At 31.3% G+C, this 23595-nt stretch carries 23 protein-coding genes; 11 read left to right on the forward strand and 12 right to left on the reverse strand.

Translation table 11 applies throughout. The features are described 5' to 3' along the window. Positions 1-126 precede the first annotated feature (126 nt). The 3 genes from GQR97_RS15865 to GQR97_RS15875 form a co-directional block, all read right to left on the reverse strand. Positions 127-684, reverse strand: a complete 558-nt coding sequence (locus GQR97_RS15865) for a dual specificity protein phosphatase family protein (protein ID WP_158850159.1) — start codon at positions 682-684, stop codon at positions 127-129. 187 nt (positions 685-871) lie between these two features. Then, positions 872-2107 (reverse strand): hypothetical protein, encoded by a 1236-nt coding sequence (locus tag GQR97_RS15870; protein ID WP_158850161.1) that lies wholly within the window; start codon positions 2105-2107, stop codon positions 872-874. After that, positions 2091-4667 carry a DUF2339 domain-containing protein gene (locus GQR97_RS15875; protein ID WP_233267558.1) on the reverse strand — a complete coding sequence of 859 codons (2577 nt, stop codon included), beginning with the start codon at positions 4665-4667 and terminating at the stop codon, positions 2091-2093. Before GQR97_RS15875 ends, GQR97_RS15870 begins: the two co-directional genes overlap by 17 nt. A gap of 537 nt (positions 4668-5204) precedes the next feature. On the opposite strand from GQR97_RS15875, the gene GQR97_RS15880 reads away from it, so the two are divergent. The 4 genes from GQR97_RS15880 (at position 5205) to GQR97_RS15895 (ending at position 8389) form a co-directional block, all read left to right on the forward strand. Then, positions 5205-6002 carry an alpha/beta fold hydrolase gene (locus GQR97_RS15880; RefSeq protein ID WP_158850163.1) on the forward strand — a complete coding sequence of 266 codons (798 nt, stop codon included), beginning with the start codon at positions 5205-5207 and terminating at the stop codon, positions 6000-6002. A gap of 30 nt (positions 6003-6032) precedes the next feature. Next, positions 6033-7223, forward strand: a complete 1191-nt coding sequence (locus GQR97_RS15885; RefSeq protein ID WP_158850166.1) for a PAS domain-containing sensor histidine kinase — start codon at positions 6033-6035, stop codon at positions 7221-7223. After that, the gene (locus GQR97_RS15890; RefSeq protein WP_158850168.1) at positions 7223-7633 is read left to right on the forward strand and encodes a response regulator; all 411 of its coding nucleotides are present in this window, start codon (positions 7223-7225) and stop codon (positions 7631-7633) included. Before GQR97_RS15885 ends, GQR97_RS15890 begins: the two co-directional genes overlap by 1 nt. 189 nt (positions 7634-7822) lie before the next feature. After that, entirely contained in the window at positions 7823-8389 is a 567-nt protein-coding gene (locus GQR97_RS15895; RefSeq protein WP_158850170.1) for a hypothetical protein, read from the forward strand. 141 nt (positions 8390-8530) lie between these two features. Here the strand turns inward: GQR97_RS15895 and GQR97_RS15900 are convergent, their stop codons facing one another. Continuing rightward, a complete protein-coding gene (locus GQR97_RS15900; protein ID WP_158850172.1) occupies positions 8531-9535 on the reverse strand; it encodes an LLM class flavin-dependent oxidoreductase in 1005 nt (334 codons plus the stop codon). Between the two features lie 113 nt (positions 9536-9648). On the opposite strand from GQR97_RS15900, the gene GQR97_RS15905 reads away from it, so the two are divergent. Then, entirely contained in the window at positions 9649-10098 is a 450-nt protein-coding gene (locus GQR97_RS15905) for a TlpA family protein disulfide reductase (RefSeq protein WP_233267559.1), read from the forward strand. 17 nt (positions 10099-10115) lie between these two features. Here GQR97_RS15905 and GQR97_RS15910 read toward each other — a convergent pair whose 3' ends face one another. The 3 genes from GQR97_RS15910 to GQR97_RS15920 all read right to left on the reverse strand — a co-directional run bounded on the left by GQR97_RS15910 (position 10116) and on the right by GQR97_RS15920 (position 11724). Beyond that, on the reverse strand, positions 10116-10802 hold the full coding sequence (locus GQR97_RS15910; protein ID WP_158850174.1) for a GNAT family N-acetyltransferase: 687 nt from the start codon (positions 10800-10802) through the stop codon (positions 10116-10118). 102 nt (positions 10803-10904) lie between these two features. Beyond that, complete coding sequence (locus tag GQR97_RS15915) at positions 10905-11375, reverse strand: nucleoside deaminase (RefSeq protein WP_158850176.1); 471 nt, start codon at positions 11373-11375, stop codon at positions 10905-10907. Positions 11376-11532: 157 nt separating this feature from the next. Further along, a complete protein-coding gene (locus tag GQR97_RS15920) occupies positions 11533-11724 on the reverse strand; it encodes a cold-shock protein (RefSeq protein WP_042495150.1) in 192 nt (63 codons plus the stop codon). Between the two features lie 233 nt (positions 11725-11957). Here GQR97_RS15920 and GQR97_RS15925 point away from each other — a divergent pair, with 233 nt between their 5' ends. From GQR97_RS15925 to GQR97_RS15935, 3 genes are all read left to right on the forward strand, one after another. After that, a complete protein-coding gene (locus GQR97_RS15925; RefSeq protein ID WP_158850178.1) occupies positions 11958-12380 on the forward strand; it encodes a hypothetical protein in 423 nt (140 codons plus the stop codon). A gap of 36 nt (positions 12381-12416) precedes the next feature. Beyond that, positions 12417-13007, forward strand: a complete 591-nt coding sequence (locus GQR97_RS15930; RefSeq protein ID WP_158850180.1) for a penicillin-binding protein activator LpoB — start codon at positions 12417-12419, stop codon at positions 13005-13007. A 67-nt stretch (positions 13008-13074) separates the two neighbouring features. Then, positions 13075-14484 carry a COG3014 family protein gene (locus GQR97_RS15935; RefSeq protein ID WP_158850182.1) on the forward strand — a complete coding sequence of 470 codons (1410 nt, stop codon included), beginning with the start codon at positions 13075-13077 and terminating at the stop codon, positions 14482-14484. A 55-nt stretch (positions 14485-14539) separates the two neighbouring features. Here the strand turns inward: GQR97_RS15935 and GQR97_RS15940 are convergent, their stop codons facing one another. Next, positions 14540-16108 carry an SDR family NAD(P)-dependent oxidoreductase gene (locus tag GQR97_RS15940; RefSeq protein WP_158850184.1) on the reverse strand — a complete coding sequence of 523 codons (1569 nt, stop codon included), beginning with the start codon at positions 16106-16108 and terminating at the stop codon, positions 14540-14542. A gap of 198 nt (positions 16109-16306) precedes the next feature. Between GQR97_RS15940 and GQR97_RS15945 the strand changes: the two genes are divergently transcribed. After that, a complete protein-coding gene (locus GQR97_RS15945) occupies positions 16307-17935 on the forward strand; it encodes a hypothetical protein (RefSeq protein WP_158850186.1) in 1629 nt (542 codons plus the stop codon). Between the two features lie 49 nt (positions 17936-17984). Here the strand turns inward: GQR97_RS15945 and GQR97_RS15950 are convergent, their stop codons facing one another. From GQR97_RS15950 to GQR97_RS15965, 4 genes are all read right to left on the reverse strand, one after another. Then, entirely contained in the window at positions 17985-18482 is a 498-nt protein-coding gene (locus GQR97_RS15950) for a hypothetical protein (protein WP_158850188.1), read from the reverse strand. A gap of 551 nt (positions 18483-19033) precedes the next feature. Further along, positions 19034-19471, reverse strand: a complete 438-nt coding sequence (locus GQR97_RS15955; RefSeq protein WP_158850190.1) for a GNAT family N-acetyltransferase — start codon at positions 19469-19471, stop codon at positions 19034-19036. A 335-nt stretch (positions 19472-19806) separates the two neighbouring features. Then, positions 19807-20592 carry a patatin-like phospholipase family protein gene (locus GQR97_RS15960; protein ID WP_158850192.1) on the reverse strand — a complete coding sequence of 262 codons (786 nt, stop codon included), beginning with the start codon at positions 20590-20592 and terminating at the stop codon, positions 19807-19809. A 37-nt stretch (positions 20593-20629) separates the two neighbouring features. Further along, entirely contained in the window at positions 20630-21052 is a 423-nt protein-coding gene (locus GQR97_RS15965) for an MgtC/SapB family protein (RefSeq protein ID WP_158850194.1), read from the reverse strand. A 203-nt stretch (positions 21053-21255) separates the two neighbouring features. Between GQR97_RS15965 and GQR97_RS15970 the strand changes: the two genes are divergently transcribed. Together GQR97_RS15970 and GQR97_RS15975 are read left to right on the forward strand one after the other, a co-directional pair. After that, the gene (locus GQR97_RS15970) at positions 21256-21936 is read left to right on the forward strand and encodes a TetR/AcrR family transcriptional regulator (protein ID WP_158850196.1); all 681 of its coding nucleotides are present in this window, start codon (positions 21256-21258) and stop codon (positions 21934-21936) included. Continuing rightward, positions 21929-23593 carry a peptidase domain-containing ABC transporter gene (locus tag GQR97_RS15975; protein ID WP_158850204.1) on the forward strand — a complete coding sequence of 555 codons (1665 nt, stop codon included), beginning with the start codon at positions 21929-21931 and terminating at the stop codon, positions 23591-23593. Before GQR97_RS15970 ends, GQR97_RS15975 begins: the two co-directional genes overlap by 8 nt. Positions 23594-23595: the final 2 nt, after the last annotated feature.

Raw genomic sequence — 23595 nt, forward strand, 5'->3', positions numbered from 1 at the left:
AAAAATTTACTATTGGGAGGTTATAAAACAACTAGCTAATTAGCTAGATTTATTTTTCAAAATTAATAATATTAATCAGTATAGAAACTACAAGAATTCGTTAATTTATAAAAATTAAGTAGCTAGTTAAAGATGGCTGACTTGTTCCAATTCGTTTCTCATTTTTTGAACATCTAAATTTTTTAACAATACTAATAAATTAGGATACATTTTATAATGATAACCTAATTTATCCTTCTGGAACTCTTCAATAGCTAACTCTTTAGACCAATTATCAATAACCATTCTATAAGCTGCTATTATTGTTCCCGTTCTATCAGAACCATGCCAGCAATGCACTAAAACCGGTTTTACAGAATTTTGAATTACCCTTAAAGCGCTTAAAATATCATCTTCATTTAAGATTTTTGTTTTAATAGGATGGTGTACTAATATAAAATTGAAGTCCTTAGCTTTTTTTGTGTTATTTCTAAGCCGCCTTAAATTAAGAATAGTCTTCACTCCCATTAATTCCATTTCTTTGAAGCCTTTTTTACTTGGTTGCTCCGACCTATACAAAACATCATTGATTTCGTAAAGGTTTTTAAAATGTTTAGATTCTATCTTTTTCAAAGTTTCTTCTTGGGCATAATTAAAGTTTACAACACTAATAAAAAACACCATCACTATTAATAATTTTTTCATCTTGTTATTTTTCGAATAAGCAATCAAAAATAAAGCTAAACCTTTTTAAAAAATAAATTTATAAATCATTTATCTTAGTTTTAACACACCGCGGACTTCGTAATGTAATCTAAACCATTTTATTAAAAATTTTTACGTTAAATAGATATTCAAAAGAAAAAATGTATAAAATAAAGGGTATATCTTTCTATTTCTTATTCAAATCTTTTATTAAGTTGAAAGCATAATACGAAATTATTAGCGCAGCAAGACCAATGCAACACCACATAAACCAAGGTTGTTGCCAAAATGAAATCTCAGCTTTTTCTTTTGTTTTAGCTTGAACATAAGTTACCGAACTTATTTCTGCTATGGGCAAATTACTCTTCAAAGTATTGGTGACTTCAGAAATATCATAATCAGGAACATTTAATGCCGTGTTTCCTGCGGTAACTTTATATGTGTTTTGTGCATTTAAAGCCGCAACCAAATACAAAGGTTCTTGCATAAACTGGATGCTATTAATTTGTAATTTAGGATTGTCTTTATTTTCTATTTCTAAATACAACTCCTTTTCTGTAATAGTCGAAATATCAAAAACAAGATCTTTATCCGAACGTATAGAAAAAGTTGTTAGCACTTGCTTGTAAGATTCTATATTGCGCTTAACTTCGCGTTCTCGAATAGCGTACAAGGTGGCATTTCGACTATAAAGTTCAGGACTAACAATATCAATTCTAATTTCATTAATAACTTCTAACCTATCAAAATTGATATGAATTTCTGTTTTCTTGTTTTCTTCGGAAAAGGCTATTGCTTTTACAGGGATTTTATCCATAGCGATAGGCATAATAGTAACCGTCTCGGCTGTTGCTTTTCCTATTTTTAAAAGATTTATAGGTAATGATTGTTTATCATTAAAAACAACCTTAAGATATTTATAAGCACATAAAGGAAAATTAATAACCTTGTAAACACTTGTTTCCTTTGGATGGCTTAATTGATCAAGTTTCCCGTTGTTAACAATTCCAAACCATTGATTTTGATCGTTACTACCTTCTAATCGATAACTTTTAGTGCCTTGATAATTTGCAATTAAAAATACGGCTTGTTTAATAGTTTTATCAGGGTTTTGAAATATATAAGTGGCAATTGAATCGGTTATTCTAGCACTTGAAATAACAGGAAATTCTGTAAAATCTGAAACCTTTGTGCTTTTATAAGACATCGCAGGCTGTATAAAATAAGGTACTTGACTACCTTTAGTATCCCAAATTCTTATGTCACGTAAATTTCTTGTTGCATAAGATCGTAAATTATGAGGTACAGGAATACGATGTAATCCAGCCTCTTTTACAGCATGTATTTCGCCTTCTACGGTGTGCTTTTGGCCAAAAGCCATAATAGCAAAAAGCATTAAGAATAGTTTAATCGATGTCTTCATTCTCAGTAGTTTTCTCTTCATCAATTACCAAAACTTTTATTTTTTGGTATATAAACGAAATAATTAAAATAAGGATTCCTAATAATATAAATGCAATAATTTTTCCTGTTTCAGAAACATTGCTAATGTCGTATGCAAATAGTTTTACAATAGTAATTCCTAAAAGCGTTAGAGCAATAATTCTTAAGGATTTCAATTGTTTTTTTATACCCCAAAGTAGTAATACAAAAGATAAAATCCCCCATAAAACAGGAAGGCCGGTTTTTATTATTTTATATTGCCCAGTGGAAATTAAACGATAATTAGCAGCAAAAGTTTCTTCTGTAGACGAAAAGTCCATAAGGTAAATACCTTGTAAGATCACTTCAGTACTCGCTAAAAGCACTAATAAAAAAACAGCAATCCATATCGCTAGTTTGTGGTTAAATATTGAAAACACCTTACGCGTTTTATTACTATTGTATATTAAATACCAAAAATAAATAACGAAAGCTATGGCTAATATGTGCAGGTAATAAGCAATACTGTTATTATTTCCGTAAAGTATATTATCTTCAAATTCCATCATAGCAATTCTAGAAAAACCGACTGCAAATGTCACGATATTAAAAACGGCTAATACATTGATAATTTTATCTTTAACCACCGTTCTATTTCTATATAATATAAAGCAGAATACAGCAGAAAACAGTAAATGGTATTGCAACGAAACAGATAACATACCAAGGAACTCAAAGTATTGATCCGATTGATAAATAACTTCAACTAACCCAACAAAATAGCCAACTATTACGGCGGCAATACCTGCTATTTTTTTATAAAACACAGGATTAAACTGTAAACCAGATTTCAGTAATTTCTCTGTGTCTTTTCGTAATAAAAAGTGAACAGCTACAAGCGAAGCAACCACCAAAATACCAGCAATAAAAATTGGATTTAGAATTATTGTTAATTCCGAATCTTCAGTATAAACAAGCCAATCCATTAATAAACTGCCAAGCATTAAAATTTGTACAGCTACAGCCGCAAAACGATAACTTTTAATTTGAGATTTTTGAGCTAACCACATAAGCATAACTGCCTCTATAGCCCAAAAAATAGTAATATTATTTCCAGAAAACTGAATAGGAATGGCTAGCGTAATAAAGGTTAAACTTAAACCTATTAATAGATAAATGCCTTTTTTGTCTAAACCAAATTTCTTGAATAACAATAACGAGTACCCCATGTTTAGCAAGGCTAAAAACGCTGTAAAAAGCCCTCTTAGTTCTGGTTTATATTCCGTTAAAACAAGCATACCAATACCATAGAAAACAAAATTATTGGTAGTAAGCATGGTTAATTGTATTCCAGTAAAAGTACCTTTAGATCGTAAATTGCTTATGGTAGTCATCACCATAAAAATCAAATAAAATACAAAACCAAATATTAACGCGCCTAAGTAATGTGGTTCTGCACTAAATACATCTTTACTTACCCAACCTCCAAACAGCAAAATGGTAAATACAAAAGCGAGAATGTGTAAGAGTTGCCATTTTTTAAAATAAGCTAAAGCTAATATTCCTATATCTAAAATGGCGATATAAGTAAATAATACAAGGTAGTTTCCGCTACCCGTACTTACCATAAATGGTACTGCAAACCCACCAATAAGCGATAATATGGCAAGCTCCATTCTATTATAGGATAAAGATATTAAACAACTAAAAGCTGTAATAACAACCATAATACCAAAGGCTACTTCTTGGCTAAATAGCTTGTATTCGTGAAAAGCAATGGCTATGGTAAAATAAAATATAGCAATAGCACCTGCAACAAGCACGGAGCTAAATGGCGCATATTTTTCACGTAATTTATGTGCTATAAATAGTACTAAACTACCAGCCAAAATACCAATACCTACACGTGCAGGCTCATTAATCCAGTCTTTATCTATGGCATATTTTACAAAATAACTAATTCCTAAAACTAGAATTAGAATACCAATTTTATTAATCAGGTTTTCTCCAATAAATTTTTCTAGATCTGGGTTCTTTTGTTTAAAGCGTTCCCAAAGCGGAACTGTTGGTTCTTGCGGCACCTGTTTTTCACGTGCAGCCGCCATAGTTTTTGCAGAATCTACTGTTTTAAGCAGCATTTCTGCTTCAACGCCTTCTATGTTTTTCGTATCTGTGTAATACTTATAATCCTCTAATAAGGTCCTTATAAACTCTATATCTGTTTCTTCTTTAACGTTGTTAATTCCTAAAACTTCAACCATTTTATCTCGAAGTTTTATCAATGTTTTATAATCTTCCGAAGTTTCTGCAGTTACCAATATGTTTTTAATAATACCTACATCTTTATCATTCAGCTTAACAACACTAGGATAAGTTGGTTTATATATTTCTTCTACAGATTCCTCATTAGTATATTGTTCTGTTAGAGGAACTTCAATAGGTGGTAAAACATCTTCTTTTATAACCTCTGGAATTATTTCTTCCTTAACACTTTCTTTCTGAACGCTTTCTTTATCAGGAGTTACTTTTTTATCAGTTCTAGAAACTAATTCTGTTTTCAAGAGATAATGAAGGCTGTTCAGTTTTTCGTTTAAAGATTCAATTTCCTTCTTTAATCCACTGCTCTCTCTGCTATATTTTGAATTCTGAAAGATTAATAAAATGATAATAAGAACTGAAAGAATATACTCCATAGGGTTTGGATTGGTTATGTTTCTTAGATAGAAGTTTGCAATGTAATGTTTATCTTTAATATAATTTATTTAGTAGATAAAAGAAGCTAAAATCAATCTGATTATTTCGAATTAGGACGCCTTTTAACGGATATCCTATGTGCAAATTGAATAGCATTTCATTTACATTAAGACGTTCTGCTAGTTTTTAAATATAAAAAATGTCTTGGAAAACTTTTATTTATGTCAGATAAATTTTACTTAAAATCAACATTTGTTACAAATAACAATTTTAACGACCTAAATTATTATTAAACTATTAATTTTACATTCAAAATGCGCTATTAGTTGAACCCAACAACTAAATATTACGTATTTAAATATAACTTATAAGCCTTAAGTTGTATTAAAACGAAGAAGAACATTATGTTGAAAAAATTAATAACAAGAAATAACATTTCAATACATGGTGATGGTAGCAAAGCTATGTTATTGGTTCATGGATATGGCTGCGACCAGAACATGTGGCGGTTTATTACTCCAGAATTTAAAGATGATTATAAAATTATACTTATAGACCTTGTTGGTTCTGGAAAGGCTGATGAAGTGGCATACGACTATGACAAATATAGTACACTCGAAGGCCATGCTAATGATATAATTGAAATATGCAAAGCTCTAGACTTAAAGGATCTTATTTTTGTAGGACATTCTGTGAGTGCCATGATAGGTACGCTTGCCGTTATAAAAAACCCTGATATTTTTAAAAAAATAATTATGATTGGCCCATCTCCAAGGTATATTAATGATGGGGATTATTTTGGTGGTTTTACTCAAAGTGATATTGATGAGCTCATGGAAACCTTAGATTCTAATTACTTAGGTTGGTCTAGTGCAATGGCTCCCGTTATTATGGGAAATCCTGATAGACCAGAATTAGCCGAAGAGTTAGAACAAAGTTTTTGCCAAAACAATCCAGAAATAGCAAATCACTTTGCAAAAGTTACTTTCTTAGGCGATAACCGAAGTGATCTTAATAAGGTCACTATCGAAACGTTAATACTTCAAAGTCAATCGGACGTTATTGCTTCAATTGAAGTGGGAAAATATGTGCATAATAACCTATCTAATAGTCAATTTGTAATTTTAGACGCCATAGGTCATTGTCCGCATCTTAGCGCTCCCGACCAGACTATTAAAGCCATGAAAAAGTTTTTAACATAACTGCTTATAGAATTAATAAACTCTCCCTCAATGAAATTTAATATAGACTATAAAGAACTTTATAACACCTCTCCTAGCGGTTATTTTTGCACTTTGCCAGATGGTACCATTATTGATGCAAACCAAAGGTTTTTGGAACTCACTAATTATAAGCGTGAAGAAGTTATAGAGAAAAAACAGTTTATGGATTTTCTTTCTGTGGGTAGTAAAATATATTATGAAACTGTCTACTCTCAAACTTTAAAACTAAGCGGAACTCTAGAAGAAATAAATTTCGATTTCAAAAAAAAAGATGGAACTAAATTTCCTGTTCTTATCAATTCAGTTGAAGTAAAAGATAAAGCCGGCCATCACTTATACACGCAATCGGCCATATTCAATATTTCTCATAGAAAAAAATATGAGCAAGAACTCCTTATTGCTAAAAGAAAAGCGAACAATCTATCTGATGAGCTGATACAGACAAATGAAGAATTACGGCGTAGTTCCGATTTAATTTCACAGCAAAAATTACAATTAGAAAAATTCAACCATCACCTAGAAAACAAGAATAGCCAACTTTCAAGTTTTACACATATAGCTGCTCATAATTTAAGAGCACCAGTTAGTAACCTAGTTTCCTTACAGGATTTCTATAAAGAAAGTACAGAGGAAGAAGATAGAACCATGCTTTTTTCTAAAATTGAAATAGTTATTGGTCATCTTAACGAAACCTTAAATGAGTTAATAGAGTCCGTAAAAATACAAGGAAACACAAATATTGTACATGATCCTATTACCTTTGATAACGTTTTTGATAAAACATTAGAAATTTTAGAAGGTCAAATTTTAGATTCAAAAGCAGTAGTGACTTCCAATTTTTCCAAAGTCACTAAAATTGAATATCCTAAACTTTATATGGAAAGCATTATGCTAAACTTAATGTCTAATTCTATTAGATATCGGTCTCCCAATCGTATTCCTAATATTCATTTCAGCTCAGAAATTAATAAGAATGAAGTTGTACTTTTGGCTACGGATAATGGGTTAGGAATAGATTTAAAAAAACATGGACATAAACTTTTCGGACTCAGCAATACATTTCATAGACACCCAGATTCTAAAGGCGTTGGGCTGTTTATGATTAAAACTCAAATAGAAGCCATTGGAGGTTCTATAACGGCAGAAAGTGACGTAGATAAAGGAACAACCTTCAAAATAATTTTAAAGAAAAATATATAATGATAGATAAGCTACCTCTTATAGGAATTATAGATGATGATAAAATTTATCACTTTATGTTAACCCGAATTATTAAGCATAATAAATTAGCAGAAAGAGTAATTGATTTTTATGATGGTGAAAAGGCTATTGAGTACCTTACTGATAATACAGCAACTAAGGAAAATATCCCAGATATTATTTTTGTCGATAATAATATGCCAATTATGGATGGTTGGCAATTTATAGACGCATACACAAGGTTAGAACCTGAAATTAAAAAAAAGGTATATATCTTTATGGTAAGTTCTTCAATAGATCCAATCGATATTGAGAGAGCTAGTAAAATAAATCAAATCTCCGATTACATTGTAAAACCAATTAAATTGGAAGAAGTTAAGGCTATTATTGATAATTTAGAAAAGTTTTAATCTCTGCTTGAATGTGCAGTAAAAACAAAGTATCGATATAAAAAATATAGAAGTATAACTCTAATAAAAGCCAATAGGTATTAACTTTATGTTGCACATAAGAAAACTGTGAATTTCATTAAAAAGATATTCGGACTCAAAAAAAATAAGACTTCAAACGGAGCTTTTTTTAGCGCGACTGAATATGAAATGAAAAACTTGCTCTGCGGAATAGGAAAATCCGATATTCGCGAAAATGAGATATCAATAACCGAATATCCTTTTGAACCTTCAGTTGCTTATCCTGAAAAAATAATTAATGCTAGCGAAATCAATTTTATATCCGCGGATTTCGGCCTTTGTAGAATATATGTTGATAACGATATTATTTTCATTTCATCTGAACAAAAAACAGAATTGTTAAAATTTTCAGAAATTAATAAAATAAAACTCATAAATCATAGCTGGAATTGGGATTGGATTTTAGAGCCATATCTCGATACTGAATTTACGGCTGATAATGAAAAAAGAATAGAAAAGTGTCTAAACGAAGTTGGAATAGACAAAATTGATACTAAAAAAATTAGAAGCGAAGTTGGAAAACAAATGTATAAATACAACTTCGACACCATGCTTTGGGACTGGTGCAGTTTAGGTTTATGTGATGTTTTATCTGCTATGCGAGTAAAATATAATCAAAACGAATTTAGAGAATTTTACAAAAGAGCGATAGAAATTGACAAACGAAGTAAAAACGCCCTTCATAACAGCTTATAAAATTAATTGCATATTTTATGCTAAACCAAAAGTGGTTGTAATTTTTTTATGTCTAATTTCCCTTTGCAAAACCCCTGAACACACAAAAACAAACCCTCTAAAAATCTTATTTATTCCAAATAAGTTTATAATAAATCAATATTAATTCAACTCCTTCATGATTTCAGCAAACAACTCATAAGATCGTATTCTATCTTTCACATCATAAATGTTAGTAACAGCAATAAGTTCGTCTGCTTTGGTTTGCTCCATAAAGGTTTTAACTTGAGCTTTTACCGTCGCTTTGCTTCCTACAAAAGAATACTTTAGCATTTGGTGAACCTGCGGATTTTGAATAATCTCTTCTAGGTCTGGTGTCATGTCTGTTGGTGGTTGTACAAAATCACGTTTCCCTGTAAAAATGCCGACAATCATGCGGATTAATGAAGTGAATAAGCGCTGTGCTTCTTCATCGGTATCTGCAATTATAATATTAACTCCAGCCATCACATAAGGTTTTTCTAAATCTTTTGATGGTTGAAATTCTTTTCGATAAATAGAGATTGCATCCCATAAATGGGTTGTCGCAAAATGACTTGCAAAAGCATAAGGCAATCCTTTTTTAGCCGCTAAATGCGCACTATCTGTACTAGAACCTAAAATGTAAATAGGCACCTCTACCCCTTCTGCTACTGTGGCTCGTACTTTAGAACTCGCATTCTCTTTAGAAAAATAAGTTTGTATTTTTTCCAATTCATTAGGAAAAGAATGTGCGGCTTCCATAAAATCGGATCGTATGGCTTGCGCTGTTTCTCTATCTGTTCCCGGTGCTCTTCCTAACCCCAAATCAATTCGGTTTGGGTATAAAGAAGCTAACGTACCAAATTGCTCGGCAATAATTAATGGCGAATGGTTTGGTAACATAACACCTCCAGAACCCACATTTAACGTGTTTGTACCTTGCGCAACATAACCAATTAAAACCGATGTGGCACTACTCCCTATATTTGGTGCATTATGATGTTCTGCCAACCAATAGCGTGTATAACCAAAAGCTTCGGCATTTTGCGCTAATTCGAGCGCATCATTATAAGTTTGTTTAAGTGTATGACCTTCTGAAACTAAAGCAAGGTCTAATATGGAATACTTTATTTTTTGAGTTTTCATGAGTGCAAATAATCAATTGTGGTAGGTGCTCTATCAGGCAAATTCTGTATAACAAAAGTACTTCATTAAATAAAAAACTTATACTAATAAATTCCTAAATTTGTAAAACATTAATGGGTAATTTAAAGATGAATAATGTAATAAAAAGCATCCCTGTTTTAGATTTAGACGGTGCGGCTATAGACTTAATGATGGCATATAAAAATAAAGTTTTATTACTTATTATTTATAACAACGACTGTTTGGGCTGCACGGGTCGAGCCATTCCTTTGGCTTACGAGTTTCAACTAAAATACCCATCGATTCAGGTAGCAGGCATTCATGCAGATTTTGTAAATAGAGAAGGTACAAAAGCTTCAATTAAAAGTATTTTTACTAGTGGTGAAAACCCGTTTCCAATTTATATAGATAAGCATCATCAGGTTTATGATCAATTTAAATCTGAAGGCACACCACAATGGTTGCTTATTTCGGAAAATGGCGAACTGTTTCGTTCTATTTTTGGCTCTCAGGATAATGCTAAGAATCGCTTGTTTTATGCTTTAGAAAGCCTTTGTGAGTAGTAAAACAGCTGGTTTCTCTATTTTTTATGATACAACCACCAATTCATATCTCGAGTTAACTGAAATCCTAATTTTTCATAAAGAGAAATGGCTAAATTTCCTTTGTTTGTATGTAAAATAGGTGTTTTATTGGCTTTTAAAATTTCTTTTGTATTGTGAGAAATTAACTGTTTTGCCAGTCCTTTTCTAGTATAATCAGGATGAGTAACCACAGCACTAATTTCTATAAAAAGATCCGTTTGCATACGCTGTCCGGCTATTGAAACTAATTTACCGTCCTTAATTACCCCATAGTAATTGCCCATTTCAAATGTTCTCTTCTTATAGTAACCAGGCATAACCAACCAAACTAAATCATAAATTTCATCAATAAAAGTCTCGTCTAACAGCACAATGTCTTCTGTTATTTCAACTTCAGATAGCTTATTTAAAACCATTTGACAGCCATCAATTTTTCTATCTAATAGTACTTTACTTTCGTCTATTATTGGCGTTTGATTTTCTGAAACGAAAAAGAATGAATCTGATTTTTTTACATATTCACTTGAAGCTTCTGCCGTTTTTGTTTCATCGAAAAAAGCTCCAAAAGGGCAAACCTCGTGGTGATAAAATTGTACACCATTAGAATTGACAGCAAACTTTTTATGCGTTTCTTTTAATGAATGCCAAACTGGGTTTTTTAATTGATCTTCTACATTTATCATTAGAAATACTTAAATTAAGTTTAAGTTGAAAAACACTCCGTATATTGAAGCTTGCTTATAACTAAACGATAATATTGTTTTTTATAAACTTAACAGAACAAATTAATACTCCGTTTTATCCATTTTTTTAGTCCATTCATTGAATGGTTCTAAAGCGATATCGCGAGCTAGTTGCTCGAACGGGATGCTTCTTTTTTCGTATGGTAAAGGGATTTCTTTGTAGATAAACTCATCATCAAAACCAATATTAGCCGCATCTACTTGGTTACTCCCGTAGTAAACCTTATCTGGTCTAGCCCAATAAATAGCGCCTAAACACATAGGGCAAGGCTCGCAAGAGGTATATATTTCGCAACCATCCAACTGAAACGACCCTAAATTATTACATGCATCTCTAATAGCTGTAACCTCGGCATGTGCTGTTGGGTCGTTGGTAGATGTTACTTTGTTATTACCGCGACCAACTATTTTTCCGTCTTTAACAACTACGCAACCAAATGGGCCGCCTTCATTGTTGTTCATTCCTTTTAAAGCTGCGTTAACAGCTTCCTGCATAAATTTTTCTTTGCACATCGTTCTTCTAATTTTCCCGAAAAGTACAAATCATTTAAATTATTATAACCGAAACCCTATGTTTTATTTTAAAAACAAAACGACTAGTATACCTTTTAAACAAAAAAAGCCCATCAAAATAAATTGATGGGCTCTTTTAAAAACTTGAAGTATATATTTAGATAACTTTTACGTTAACTGCATTTAGTCCTTTGTTTCCTTCTTGTAAATCAAATTCAACAACATCGCCTTCACGAATCTCGTCTACTAATCCTGAAATGTGTACGAAATGATCTTTGTCTACACCTTCTTCAGTGATAAATCCAAATCCTTTAGCGTCGTTGAAAAATTTTACTGTTCCTTTACTCATAATAATATTATATTTTAATAATTTGATAATAAGATTACAAAGATAGTGCCAATAAAGTTATAATACCTCTTCTACTGCTAATCATTTAAAAATAGTTTTCTTTTACTGTATTATATTCCCTTCAAAAGGAAACATAAAATGGTGTTAAAAATAGTAACTTTTACCGCTATAATTATCGCTTTACGTAACTTGCATTATAATTGGTTTTATTGTTAATTTAAATACGATACAACATGAAAAATAAACTTTTAGCCACCGTTCTTATTGGTTTTATAGGATCTGTAGGCATAGCACAAAATTCGGTAGAATTAGTTGCTAATCAAAATCCAAACTATCAAATTAGTCTAGACAAATACGTAACAGCAAACACTTTTAATAATGCAACCTTATTACAAGGTACTACGCTGCAAGAAACTTATATCGCCATAGATCCTATGGAACGAAAAAGAGAAAATAAAGAGTTAAGAGCGTATTTTAGATCGCAACGCCCTTTATGGAGACATCAAGAACGTCTTGAACGTGCTAAAAACACAGCATACTATAATTATGACAACTATAGAAACTATAATACGGATTACAATTACCAAAATAACAGATGGTTAAATAGTAATACGCTATTAGAATTAGGGTTGTTTAGCTACTTAATTTTCGACTAAGATTTATTGAATACAACAAATATATTACACAAAACGATGAAAAAGCAACATATTATTATAGGGTTATTTATTGTAGGATCACTAGCTTTAGGATCTTGTGCTAGAAAAATAACACGAGTAGCTCCAGACACACAAATAGATATTAGCGGCCGATGGAATGATACCGACTCCAGATTATCTGCTGAAGAATTAACAGATGAAATTTTAACCGGCAATTGGATTACCGATTTTATGCAAGCAAACGGTGGCAAAAAACCAGTTTTAATAGTGGGGTTAGTTAGAAACAAAAGCCATGAACACATTGAAGCGGAAACTTTTACCAAAGACATTGAAAAAGCACTTATAAAAAGAGAAGTGGCTCGTGTAGTTTCTGGTGGAGAAATGAGAGAGGAATTAAGAGCAGAGCGTGCAGACCAGCAAACAAATGCATCTATGTCTACAATAAAAAAGTTTGGTTTAGAAACGGGTGCCGATTTTATGCTTCAAGGTAATATTAATTCTATTGTGGATGCTCATAAAAGAGAAAAGGTAACTTATTACCAAATAGATTTAGAGCTTACTAATATCCAAACCAACGAAAAAGTTTGGATTGGCGATAAGAAAATTAAAAAGCTTATTAAAAACTAAAAACATTCTAAAAGCTTCTCTATTTTTTAGAGAAGTTTTTAATTAAAGGCTAGGTGCTCATTGGTATATGAAAACTACATATTTAAAAATTACGTATTGTACTGCTTTATGTGTCATTTTTTTATGCCTGAATAGTTGCGCGTCTTACAATACTAAAAGTCAAGAATTTCAAAACGATTTACAGCAAGGAAACACAGAACAAGCGCTTCGTGATATAGACACAAATCCATTCTTGAAAAAGAAAAGAAATTCACTTCTTTATTATCTCGAAAAAGGAAAAATAGCTTATTTAAATAATAATTATGAGTTAAGTAATTCTTTTCTGAATAAGGCCGATGCTTTTATTGAAGAGAATAAAAAAGCTCTAAGTAGTAATGTTTTAGGTGTGGTGGTAAATCCTGAAAAAGAAACCTATATGGGAGAAGATTTTGAAAAAATTGCTATCCATTACTACAAAGCGCTCAATTATATTTTTCTAGACAAACCAGATGATGCTTTGGTTGAAGCAAAAAGAATTAATCTTCAATTACAAGAAATTAACGATAAGTATCCCGCTGGTAAAAAAAATAGATACACCTCGGATGCTTTTGCTTTAAACCTACAAGGTCTGTTATACGAAGCTTCTGGCGATATTAATAACGCCTTTATTTCTTATAGAAATGCGGTAGATTTATATCTAGATAATAAAGGTTCTTTTTTTGGAACACCTCTACCCGAACAACTAAAAAAAGATGTTTTAAGAACCGCTGCTTCACTTGGTTTTACAAATGAACTCCATAGATATGAAAATGTTTTTGAAACAACCTATATTGCTAACAACACAAATATAGAAAGCGAATTAATCCTTTTTTGGGAAAATGGCTTGGTGCCCTTTAAGGAGCAAAGCTATTACAACTTTACCATATTACCAGGCAATAGAGATGGCATTGTTTCTATCCATAATGAGGAACTAAACTTAACGTTACCCATCCCGATAAGCACAAGCTACGGACAAAAAAGCTCGTTTTCAGATCTTGATATCTTTAATGTTGCTTTTCCAAAATATGTAGAAAGAAAACCTTATTTCTCGAGCGCAACCATTTTAAAAGATGCCAACCCAAGTATCAATTTTCAATTAGTAGAAAATTATGATGTTATTGCTTTTGAAACCCTAAAAGATAGAACGCTTCGCGAAATAGGAAAAGTAGCCATTAGGCTCGGTACAAAAAAAATATCGGAGTATTATTTAAAAGATAAAAACGCAGATTTAGGCGCACTCTTGGGTGTTTTCAATGCCTTATCAGAGCATGCCGATACACGAAACTGGCAAAGTTTACCCCAAAGTATTTATTATGCTAGAATTCCTTTAAATAAAGGTGATAACACCATTTCAGTATCACTAAAAACGGCCAATGGCATACAAAAAGAGGAAAAAATTCAAGTTAAAGGTAAAAAGGGTATTCAATTTAAAAAGATAACAACGCTGCAATCTTATTAAACTAACACCCTTTATTTTTATTCAATACAACGTTTAACTTTTTATCAAATAAGATCTACCAATCTATTGGGAAATAATCCTTTAAAAATTTCCCAGACCAATGTTTCCCAGTATTTATACCATCAATTAATGGATCCATAACTCTTGCTGCACCATCAACAATATCTAATGGCGGCTGAAAATCGTGAACCTCCACTTTTTTCTTCGATAATTCCGCTGGATCTTCATCTGTAACCCATCCCGTATCTACAGCATTCATGTAAATTCCAGATTTTGCAAACGTAGCAGCACTTGTATGTGTTAACATATTTAAGGCCGCTTTTGCCATGTTTGTATGTGGATGTCTGTCTTGCTTTTTAAATCTATGGAACTTCCCTTCCATGGCAGACACATTAATTATATGCTTTTTACCCGTATTCTCTTTCATCATTAAATTAGACAAACGGTTACATAAAACAAAAGGGGCTACAGCATTTACTAATTGAACTTCTACCATTTCTGTGGTTTCAATTTCGCCTAATTTTAAACGCCAGCTGTTGGTTTTACGTAAATCTACTTGTTGTAAGTCGGCATCCAATTCACCTTCCGGAAACACCTCTGAGGTTTGTAACGAGTTATCAAAACTATATGGTATTTGAGAAAGCTCGGCCGAATTTCGTAAGCCAATTCCCGGTTCTGGTCCATGCCATGTTACAGGTAATACGTTATTTTTATCCGTTTTAGAAGCACTAACACTTAAGCTAGATAATTCTTCCAAACAACTTTCATGATCCTTTAATAACGTTTGCGCTAGTTTAGGCAGTTGGTTTATAGGTAGTTTTTCGTTTTCCATTAAATGGAAATAAAACCCAGACGGACGCCTCACAGTTTGCGCAGCATTGTTTATTAAAATATCTAAGCGATCGTATTTCTGCTCTATATAGTTACAGAAAATTTCTACACTTGGTATGTGGCGTAAATCGAGGCCATGTATATGTAAACGGTCGCTCCATTGTTTATAATCGTCCTCTTTTGCAAACCTGATAGCAGAATCTGCAGGAAAACGCGTAGTAGCCACAACTGTAGCGCCAGAACGCAAAAGCATTAAGGTGATATGATAACCAATTTTTAAACGTGAACCCGTAATTACAGCCACTTGGTCTTTTAAATCTGTAGTTTGGAAACGTTTTGCGTAGTTTAAATCACCGCATTCCGTGCACATGGTATCGTAAAAATGATGTAATTTGGTGAATACCGTTTTACAAACGTAGCAGTTTCTAGGCGACTCTAATTCCGGAGTATCTTCAGAAATTGATGCGGCAGCTAACAATTTAGGAGCTACAAATAAAGCTGATTCTCTTGCCGAACGAATACCTGTAGTTTTACGTGCGTGTTTATCTTTGGCAATCATTTTACGTTTTGCCGCTTTTTTAGCATCTTTTCTACGACGTTGAAACTCATCACGATTTGGACGAGATAACAAGCCCGAGGCTTTAAATAATGCGTTACGTTGTGCTTCTGGAAGCTCAAACATTTGGTTGGTATCTGCATTTAATTGCTCTAAAACAGCAATGCATTGCTCTATTTCTTCTGGAGAAACAATTTTGTGGTTAGCCATTTGGCCTTGTTTATCTTCTTCTGGCATATATAAAAGTGATATATCGCAATAGGTTTGATATAAAAAATAATTCGTGCAAAGATAACGATACCTTAGTCTAGATTTACTGAAATGATTTGTTAATATTTTAAGCCTTCAACTTCTCGTATGTTCTCGCTATTAAAAACGAAATAGCATGCTTTTATAAAGATTATTTATAGTTTTGAAAAAAAAAACATAATACATATGAGTTCATTTCTTGCACTAAGTCTAAACCTAAAAGGTATTAAAAGCACATTACTGTTTTGTTTTTTATGTAGTTACATATCATGGAGCCAATCGGAAGAACCCAATATGTATCATAATCATGCTATAGATATGATGCGAGAAAATATTGATTTTTTAGCAACTACCGAAGAATATGCGGATAACACAACATTTCTGGAATTAGCGAAACAGCTTCCTAAAAAGTTAGATCGCTATAATATTAAAAACTACGAAACCACTTTAAAATATATAGCCGACGAGCTCAAAGTTAGCGAAGCAACCATTAAAAAATATTATTCACCTTTTCATTTTACAAAAGAGATGGCTAATATGCATCATGTGGCTACACATGCCTTAGCAGATATTTATTTTACAGCAGAAAAATACAAAGAGGCTATTGCTTTTTATGATAAAGCCATGTTTACACATCCCCCTGTTGGAACCAGCGGAACCACTATAAATAAAGACTTTTTAAGAATGGAGCTCGATGTATCGGAAGCTTATTTTGAGTTGAAAGATTACGATATGGCTGTACTTCATCTTTTACACAACCTGATGAACCAGCAGAGTTTTGGAGATCATGTAACCGATACATTAAAAGAATACGAAGCTTTTATTGATGCTACAGTGTTTTTACCAAAATTGGAAGCTATGGTTAAAACAATACAAAAAGGTGAAGGTTATAATTTGAAGTATGTTTTTAACGGAAAAACCATGCAATTTTCGCCATTTATAGAATCTCCTAGTTCTTGCCGAGCCACTATTTTGAGTTCTGATTTTTATAAAAATTTAAAGAAAAATGCAGTATCTAAAAAAACAGCCTCTGCCCCATCTCCTAAAGTTATTAAACCAATTCAAAAATTAGCGAGTTTTAAAATTGATGATCAAATATTTCATCATGCTAAAGCTGTAAATGATTTTATAAAAGCGGTATTAATTATTGGTAATACCGATGCTTTTTCTAAAAATAAAGCTTACCAAGCTACAATAATAAACCTTATTACACATCTAGAAAACAATACGTTTAACGAGGCTAAAAATGAGTTAGAATATATTGTAAACAATGCATTCTCTATTAAAGCGAGCATTAAAACTTTAGAAGAAAAACAACAAAAAGAAGTAGAAAACATACGCCATTTTGCTTTACATTATAAACTTGATATTATAATGGCAAATAAGGAATACGCCATGGCACTTGGCGCAATACAATATGTGAAATCTGTGGAAGGTTTCGCTTTTGTATCTGAAAATAAAAAAGAGATTGAAACCGATAGAGAAGATTTATTATTTACTGAAGCTTTTACTTATAATGGTTTTGCTATAAGCGAGTTTGGTTTAATTAATATGCTTGGTGCTTTAATTAATTGCGATAATTATGAAACTGAAATAAACACCATGATGATGGATGTTGCCAATGTATTAGGTAAAGAACGTGTTGTTAAGTTTTTAACGCAACTTAAAACCAAGGTTGTAAATGATAAGGACGATGAAATTACTTTAACTTCTGCTCCTTTTAACGTTAAGGTGCCAAATATAAAAGGGCTTAGTGAATATCAAATCACTAATAAAATACAAACTAGTGCCATTTGGAAGGTTTTTATGGAGTAAAATGTCATTGTAACAACCTTAGTTTAAATATAAAATTGAGTTATTGTTTTTATATTGTTTTAGGATCGTTTTTTATTTTATTCAGTTCGAAAAACATATTGATTTTATTCAGTAATTTAGTTTTCGATTTGTTCATATTTAGCACGCTATAAAATGCATTGTTTATAGATTTATCAATCAATTTACCATTCCGGATTTTCATTAAATGGGGGAACTTATTGTATTTTTTTAGTCCATATAACGCTGCAGAAATAAATTCAGAGTCATATTCCGATTCAATTTTTTTTCCGTTCAAATAAACTATTTCAATACTTTCAAGTAAATTAGGAGCAATAATTTCTTCAATATATTCTTTTGAGTTTTTTCGATTATTAAAGCAGAAGAAGTTCTTTCCGTTATTTTTAGTCAGAAATTCAGAGTATTTTTTTTCAAATCGCTTTTTATTAAAATAATCAATTGGTAGAAAAAATAACATAACAGGAATTGACAAAATGGCTAATGGAATTCCAATCACGATTATAAACAATATGTCTCCAATTTTTCTCATTTCTTCAGTATTACCTAGTATTTATGTTTAATAAAAGTTCTGCCTTTGCTATAAACCGCTATTATTTTTCTAAGGTGTTAGCAATTGTTTTTTGAATGTAACAGTGGTGTTTAAAAATTTAGATTCATATTTCTTTATTCTCAGCTTGACAATGTGTAAAGTATTATGAAATATAAAGCGGGTATAAAACCTATGATTACCAACTCTAGATTTTTTCTAAAGTTATTTCTCATTTTTAACCAAATTATTAAGGGACACAAAAATGACAATACGAAAGCCAAATAAACGAATCCTTTAGAAATAAGAATTCCATATTCATAAATATATTTTTGTTCAGAAAATCGGTAAGAATTAATAAAACCGTTTAAAATAAACTTTTGAGCAAGAAATAAATAGATAGTTATTAATAATATTTTAGTAGATAAAATCAATTTTACATTTATATACATTCTGTTTTATTTGTAGGTAACGTTTATGTTATAAAATAGCAACGATCTATAGTTAAGCTCCTAATTTAACTTTATTTTTATACATTGTTGATAACTCTGTTTTTATTCGTCTAGTTCTTTCGAGAAATATATTCGTCTTTGTCCTTTCGGGAAACCTTTCATTTCACCAATCGGTTTGTAGCCATTTTTTAAGTAAAATTGCTCTGCTTGAAAATCAAACGTATCGAGCATTGAGATTTCAGCCCCTTTTTCCTTTGCTATTTTTTCAGCGTGTTTTAAAAGCCTTGTTCCTATTCCTTTTTTTCTATAACCTTCTTTTACCCACAGAATATTAATTTCGAGACCATTCCAATATCCAAGTCCTGCTAATATTCCGCCAATTTCAATTCCATTTTTATCTTTAGCCACAAACTCCAAACGTGTCCAAATATCCGCAATTGCAGAAACTTTACTTAAATTATATTCATTAATTCCATCTACAATTTTCTTTATATTTTCCTTTTTGCAAGGTTCAATAGTAAAATCAGTTTTTATTTCCATTTGATTGAGTTCAGCTTGTTGCAAACGTTTATATATAAAAATATCACTATAAGATGTTGTTTGAAAGAAATTTTAATCTTGGATTCATTTTCAACATTCGTTTTTTCAATCTTTCCATTTACGTTGATACTATTATAGAATCCAATTCCAAATATTTCAAGGACCTGTTAATGTATTTTAATATATACAGAATCATTTTTATCTTGATTTAGATTAAGAGCAAACTCGTTAAAATCTTTAAATGTAGATTCTAATCTCTTTAGTATTAACTTTTTACTTTAAAATTCCGTGCTTTCATATTTTCGCTTTAAAATGTTTGGAAACTAAATTTAAACTTAGCCTATGGCTTTTAAAATACTATCCATTTTGTCTATAGTTTGTTTGTATCCAATATCGAACAATTCTTGAGATTTACTAATGGAAAACATTCCGTAATTAAAATGCTTATCTATAAGTATAGAAGCATCGCATTTTTCAATACGTTCTTGTAGTGTATTCCAAACGGCTAATTGTAAACAACGCTGCGTAAGTTGCATAGCGCCTTTTATATTATCTTTAAATTCATGTTCGTTAACGCTTACTCCTATTATTTTATTTGAAGTTTCTAGTAAAGGTTCTATGGGTAAATTGTTAAGTAAACCGCCATCGACATATAAATGACCTTTAATTTTTATGGGTTTAAATAATAGTGGAACAGCACAGGAGGCGGCAATAAATTCGATTAATTTCCCGGACGATCGTATTTCGTAATTACCCAAGTTTAAATTGGACGCACAAATGGAAAGCGGAATTTTTAGGGTGTTAAAATCGTCTTTAAGATATTGGATTAAAAAGGACTTTAATCGCGTCATTTCTGTAAGTTCTTTATTGACGAATCCTATTTTAAAAATTTGTAAAAACTCATGACTTTTGGCGAGTTCTAATATTTCTAAAGGAGAATACCCATTACAATACAGGGCGCCAACTAAAGCACCAGCGCTAGAACCAGAAAGATGTGTAGGGTAAATACCATGCTCGTTTAAGGCTTGCAATACCCCAATATGTGCATAGGCTCTAGCTCCGCCGCCGGAAAGTACCAACCCTATTTTTTTATCGAATTTGTTTACAGCCTTGGTTTTCATTTATAACGATTTTTGTGCATTAAAAAAGCAGTTATGGCTATCTTCTACTTTTTAGCCATTTATCTAAGGGTTCTATAAATAAATTGATAAGTAATATAAGTATTGTGCAAATGGCTGTTTCTACGTATAAACCTGTGGCAGCAAGACAACCAATGGCTGCACTGCACCAAATAGTTGCGGCAGAACCTAAGCCGTGGACGTTTACGCCTTCTCTAAAAATAACACCTGCACCTAGGAAACCAACGCCTGTAATAACTTGGGCTATTATTCGGGTAACATCTACAGTTGAGTCTTCATTTTTAATCATATAAGATAATAAAACAAATATGGCGGCGCCTGAGGCTACTAACATATTGGTTTTTAAACCAGCCGTTTTTTGACGCAATTGCCTTTCGAAGCCAATAACCAATCCTGCTAATAAGGCCACTGTTAAGCGAGTTGTGAAATCTACCGTTGTCATAATTTGAATTAAATTGAGATATAAAGGTAAGAATTAATTATATTTTATCATTACAGGATTTTTCCTTACTTTTTTTATTAAAACAGAACTTTCTTATGGTAATTATTGTAAATTAATAATATTGATGATAATATCAATACTTACAACTATTAAACTTGCAAAAGTGATAGTATTACTATTATATTTATAATAAATTATTACTCATGAATGTTTTACTACCAAACATCAAAATAGAAATGCCTCCCGGTATTTATCTTAAAGACCCCGAAACATCTCCTTTAGGTAAAAAAATTATTAAAAATAGTATTATACTTATTCAAGACATAGGTTTTGAAGGTTTTAATTTTAAAAAATTAGGACTCCAAATAGATTCTAACGAGAGTTCTATATATCGTTATTTTGAAAGTAAACATAAACTACTCATTTATCTAACCTCTTGGTATTGGAGTTGGATAGAATATCAGCTTGTTCTAGAAACTCATAGTATAAATAGTAATGAAGAAAAATTAAAAAAAGCGATAGAAATAGTTACTAGAACAACAAAACAGGATAACAACTATAGCCATATTGACGAAGTACTTTTAAATAAAATTATTATTAATGAAAACTCCAAATCGTACCTCACAAAAAAAGTAGATACAGAAAATAAAGAAGGTTTCTTTATGCCTTATAGACGTGTAGTTTATCGCATTTCCGAAATTATTTTAGTCTATAATAATACGTATACATACAGTTTAAGCTTAGCGAGTTCTATTTTAGAAGGCTCCCTTTATCAACATTTTCTAAAATCCCACTTTAAAACAATCACTAATTGTGATACAAAAAACACACCCACAGATTTTTTTACAAACTTGGTATTAAAAACAATTCAAATAAATGGATAACAACACTTTATCACCCTGGAAACGCTTTTTAGGTTTAGTAGAATTAGAACGTAAAGATATTTATCAAATTGCTTATTATGCTATTTTCGAAGGCCTTGTAAGCTTATCGCTTCCGTTAGGTATTCAAGCTATTATTAATTTATTACAAGGCGCACAAATTTCAACCTCTTGGATTGTTTTAGTATTTCTAGTAACGGTAGGTGTTGCTTTTTCTGGCATACTAACTTTAATGCAAATGCGCATTATAGAAACCATACAACAACGTATTTTTACTAGAGCTTCCTTAGATTTAAGTTATCGTTTCCCGAAGATAAAAATGAGTAAGCTACGAGAATATTATCTTCCAGAATTAGCAAACCGTTTTTTTGATACTATAGTCATTCAAAAAGGGTTATCTAAAATATTAATCGATATGCCTTCGGCATTATTACAAATTATATTTGCCTTAATTTTACTGTCGTTCTACCATCCTTTCTTTATCATTTTCGGGATGCTGTTATTATTACTTATATATGTAGTGTTTAAATATACAGCCAAACGCGGGTTAGACACAAGTTTAAAAGAATCGAAAAACAAATACAAAGTTGCGCATTGGCTACAAGAAATTGCTCGTACCATTATTAGTTTTAAACTTTCAGGAAAAACAAGTTTGGCAATGGAAAAAAGTGACGATCTAGTTTCAGAGTATTTAGAATCTAGAGAGAATCACTTTAAAATTTTAGTGATGCAGTTTATTCAACTTATAGGTTTTAAAGTATTAGTAACATTAGGGTTATTAGTAATAGGTGGTTTTTTAGTTTTGGATCAAAGGATGAATATTGGGCAATTTGTTGCCGCAGAAATCATTATACTTTTAATTATTACTTCAGTTGAAAAATTAATTAGTGGTTTAGAATCTTTTTATGATGTTTTGACTTCTATTGAAAAATTAGGACAAGTTGTAGACATGCCGATAGAATCTCAACAAGGAGAAGCTATTAAGAAAAACGCCGATTTAACTATTGAGTTTCAAAATGTTTCATATCAAGTAGAAAAACGTTATAAACCTATTTTGAGCGACATTTCCTTTACTATAAATCCAAAAGATAAAATTTTAATAAAAGGTGAAAGTGGCTCTGGAAAATCTAGTTTATTACAACTTATTTCTGGTCTTATTTCTCCAACTTCTGGATATATTTATATAAACAATCTCTCTATTCAGAGTCTCTTTAAAAATGAATATCGTTCCAATTTAGGTGTATCACTTTCAGAAGAAACACCTTTTGAAGGTACAATAAGAGAAAATATTACTTTCGGAAATAAAAACATTAGCGACGATAGCATTTATGAAGTTATTGAAAGCTTGAATTTAACCACGTTTTTACATCAGCAAATTAAAGGTTTAAGTACTATTTTAAAACCTGAAGGAAAGCAAATAGCTTACACCACTTCAAAAAAAATAATACTAGCCAGAGCAATCGTTAAGCAGCCTAAACTATTAATTCTTGAAAACCCTTTCGATCATTTTGATAAAGAAGAAGCCTCTAAAATGATTAACTTCTTAACAGACCCCGAACAATCATGGAGTTTAGTTGTTGTAAGTAATAATGACATATGGGAGCCAAAATGTAATAAGAAAATTGTCCTTAAAAAAGGACTTATTATAAATAAACTGTAAGC

The sequence above is a fragment of the Algibacter sp. L1A34 genome, assembly GCF_009796805.1.
Taxonomy (GTDB): domain Bacteria; phylum Bacteroidota; class Bacteroidia; order Flavobacteriales; family Flavobacteriaceae; genus Algibacter.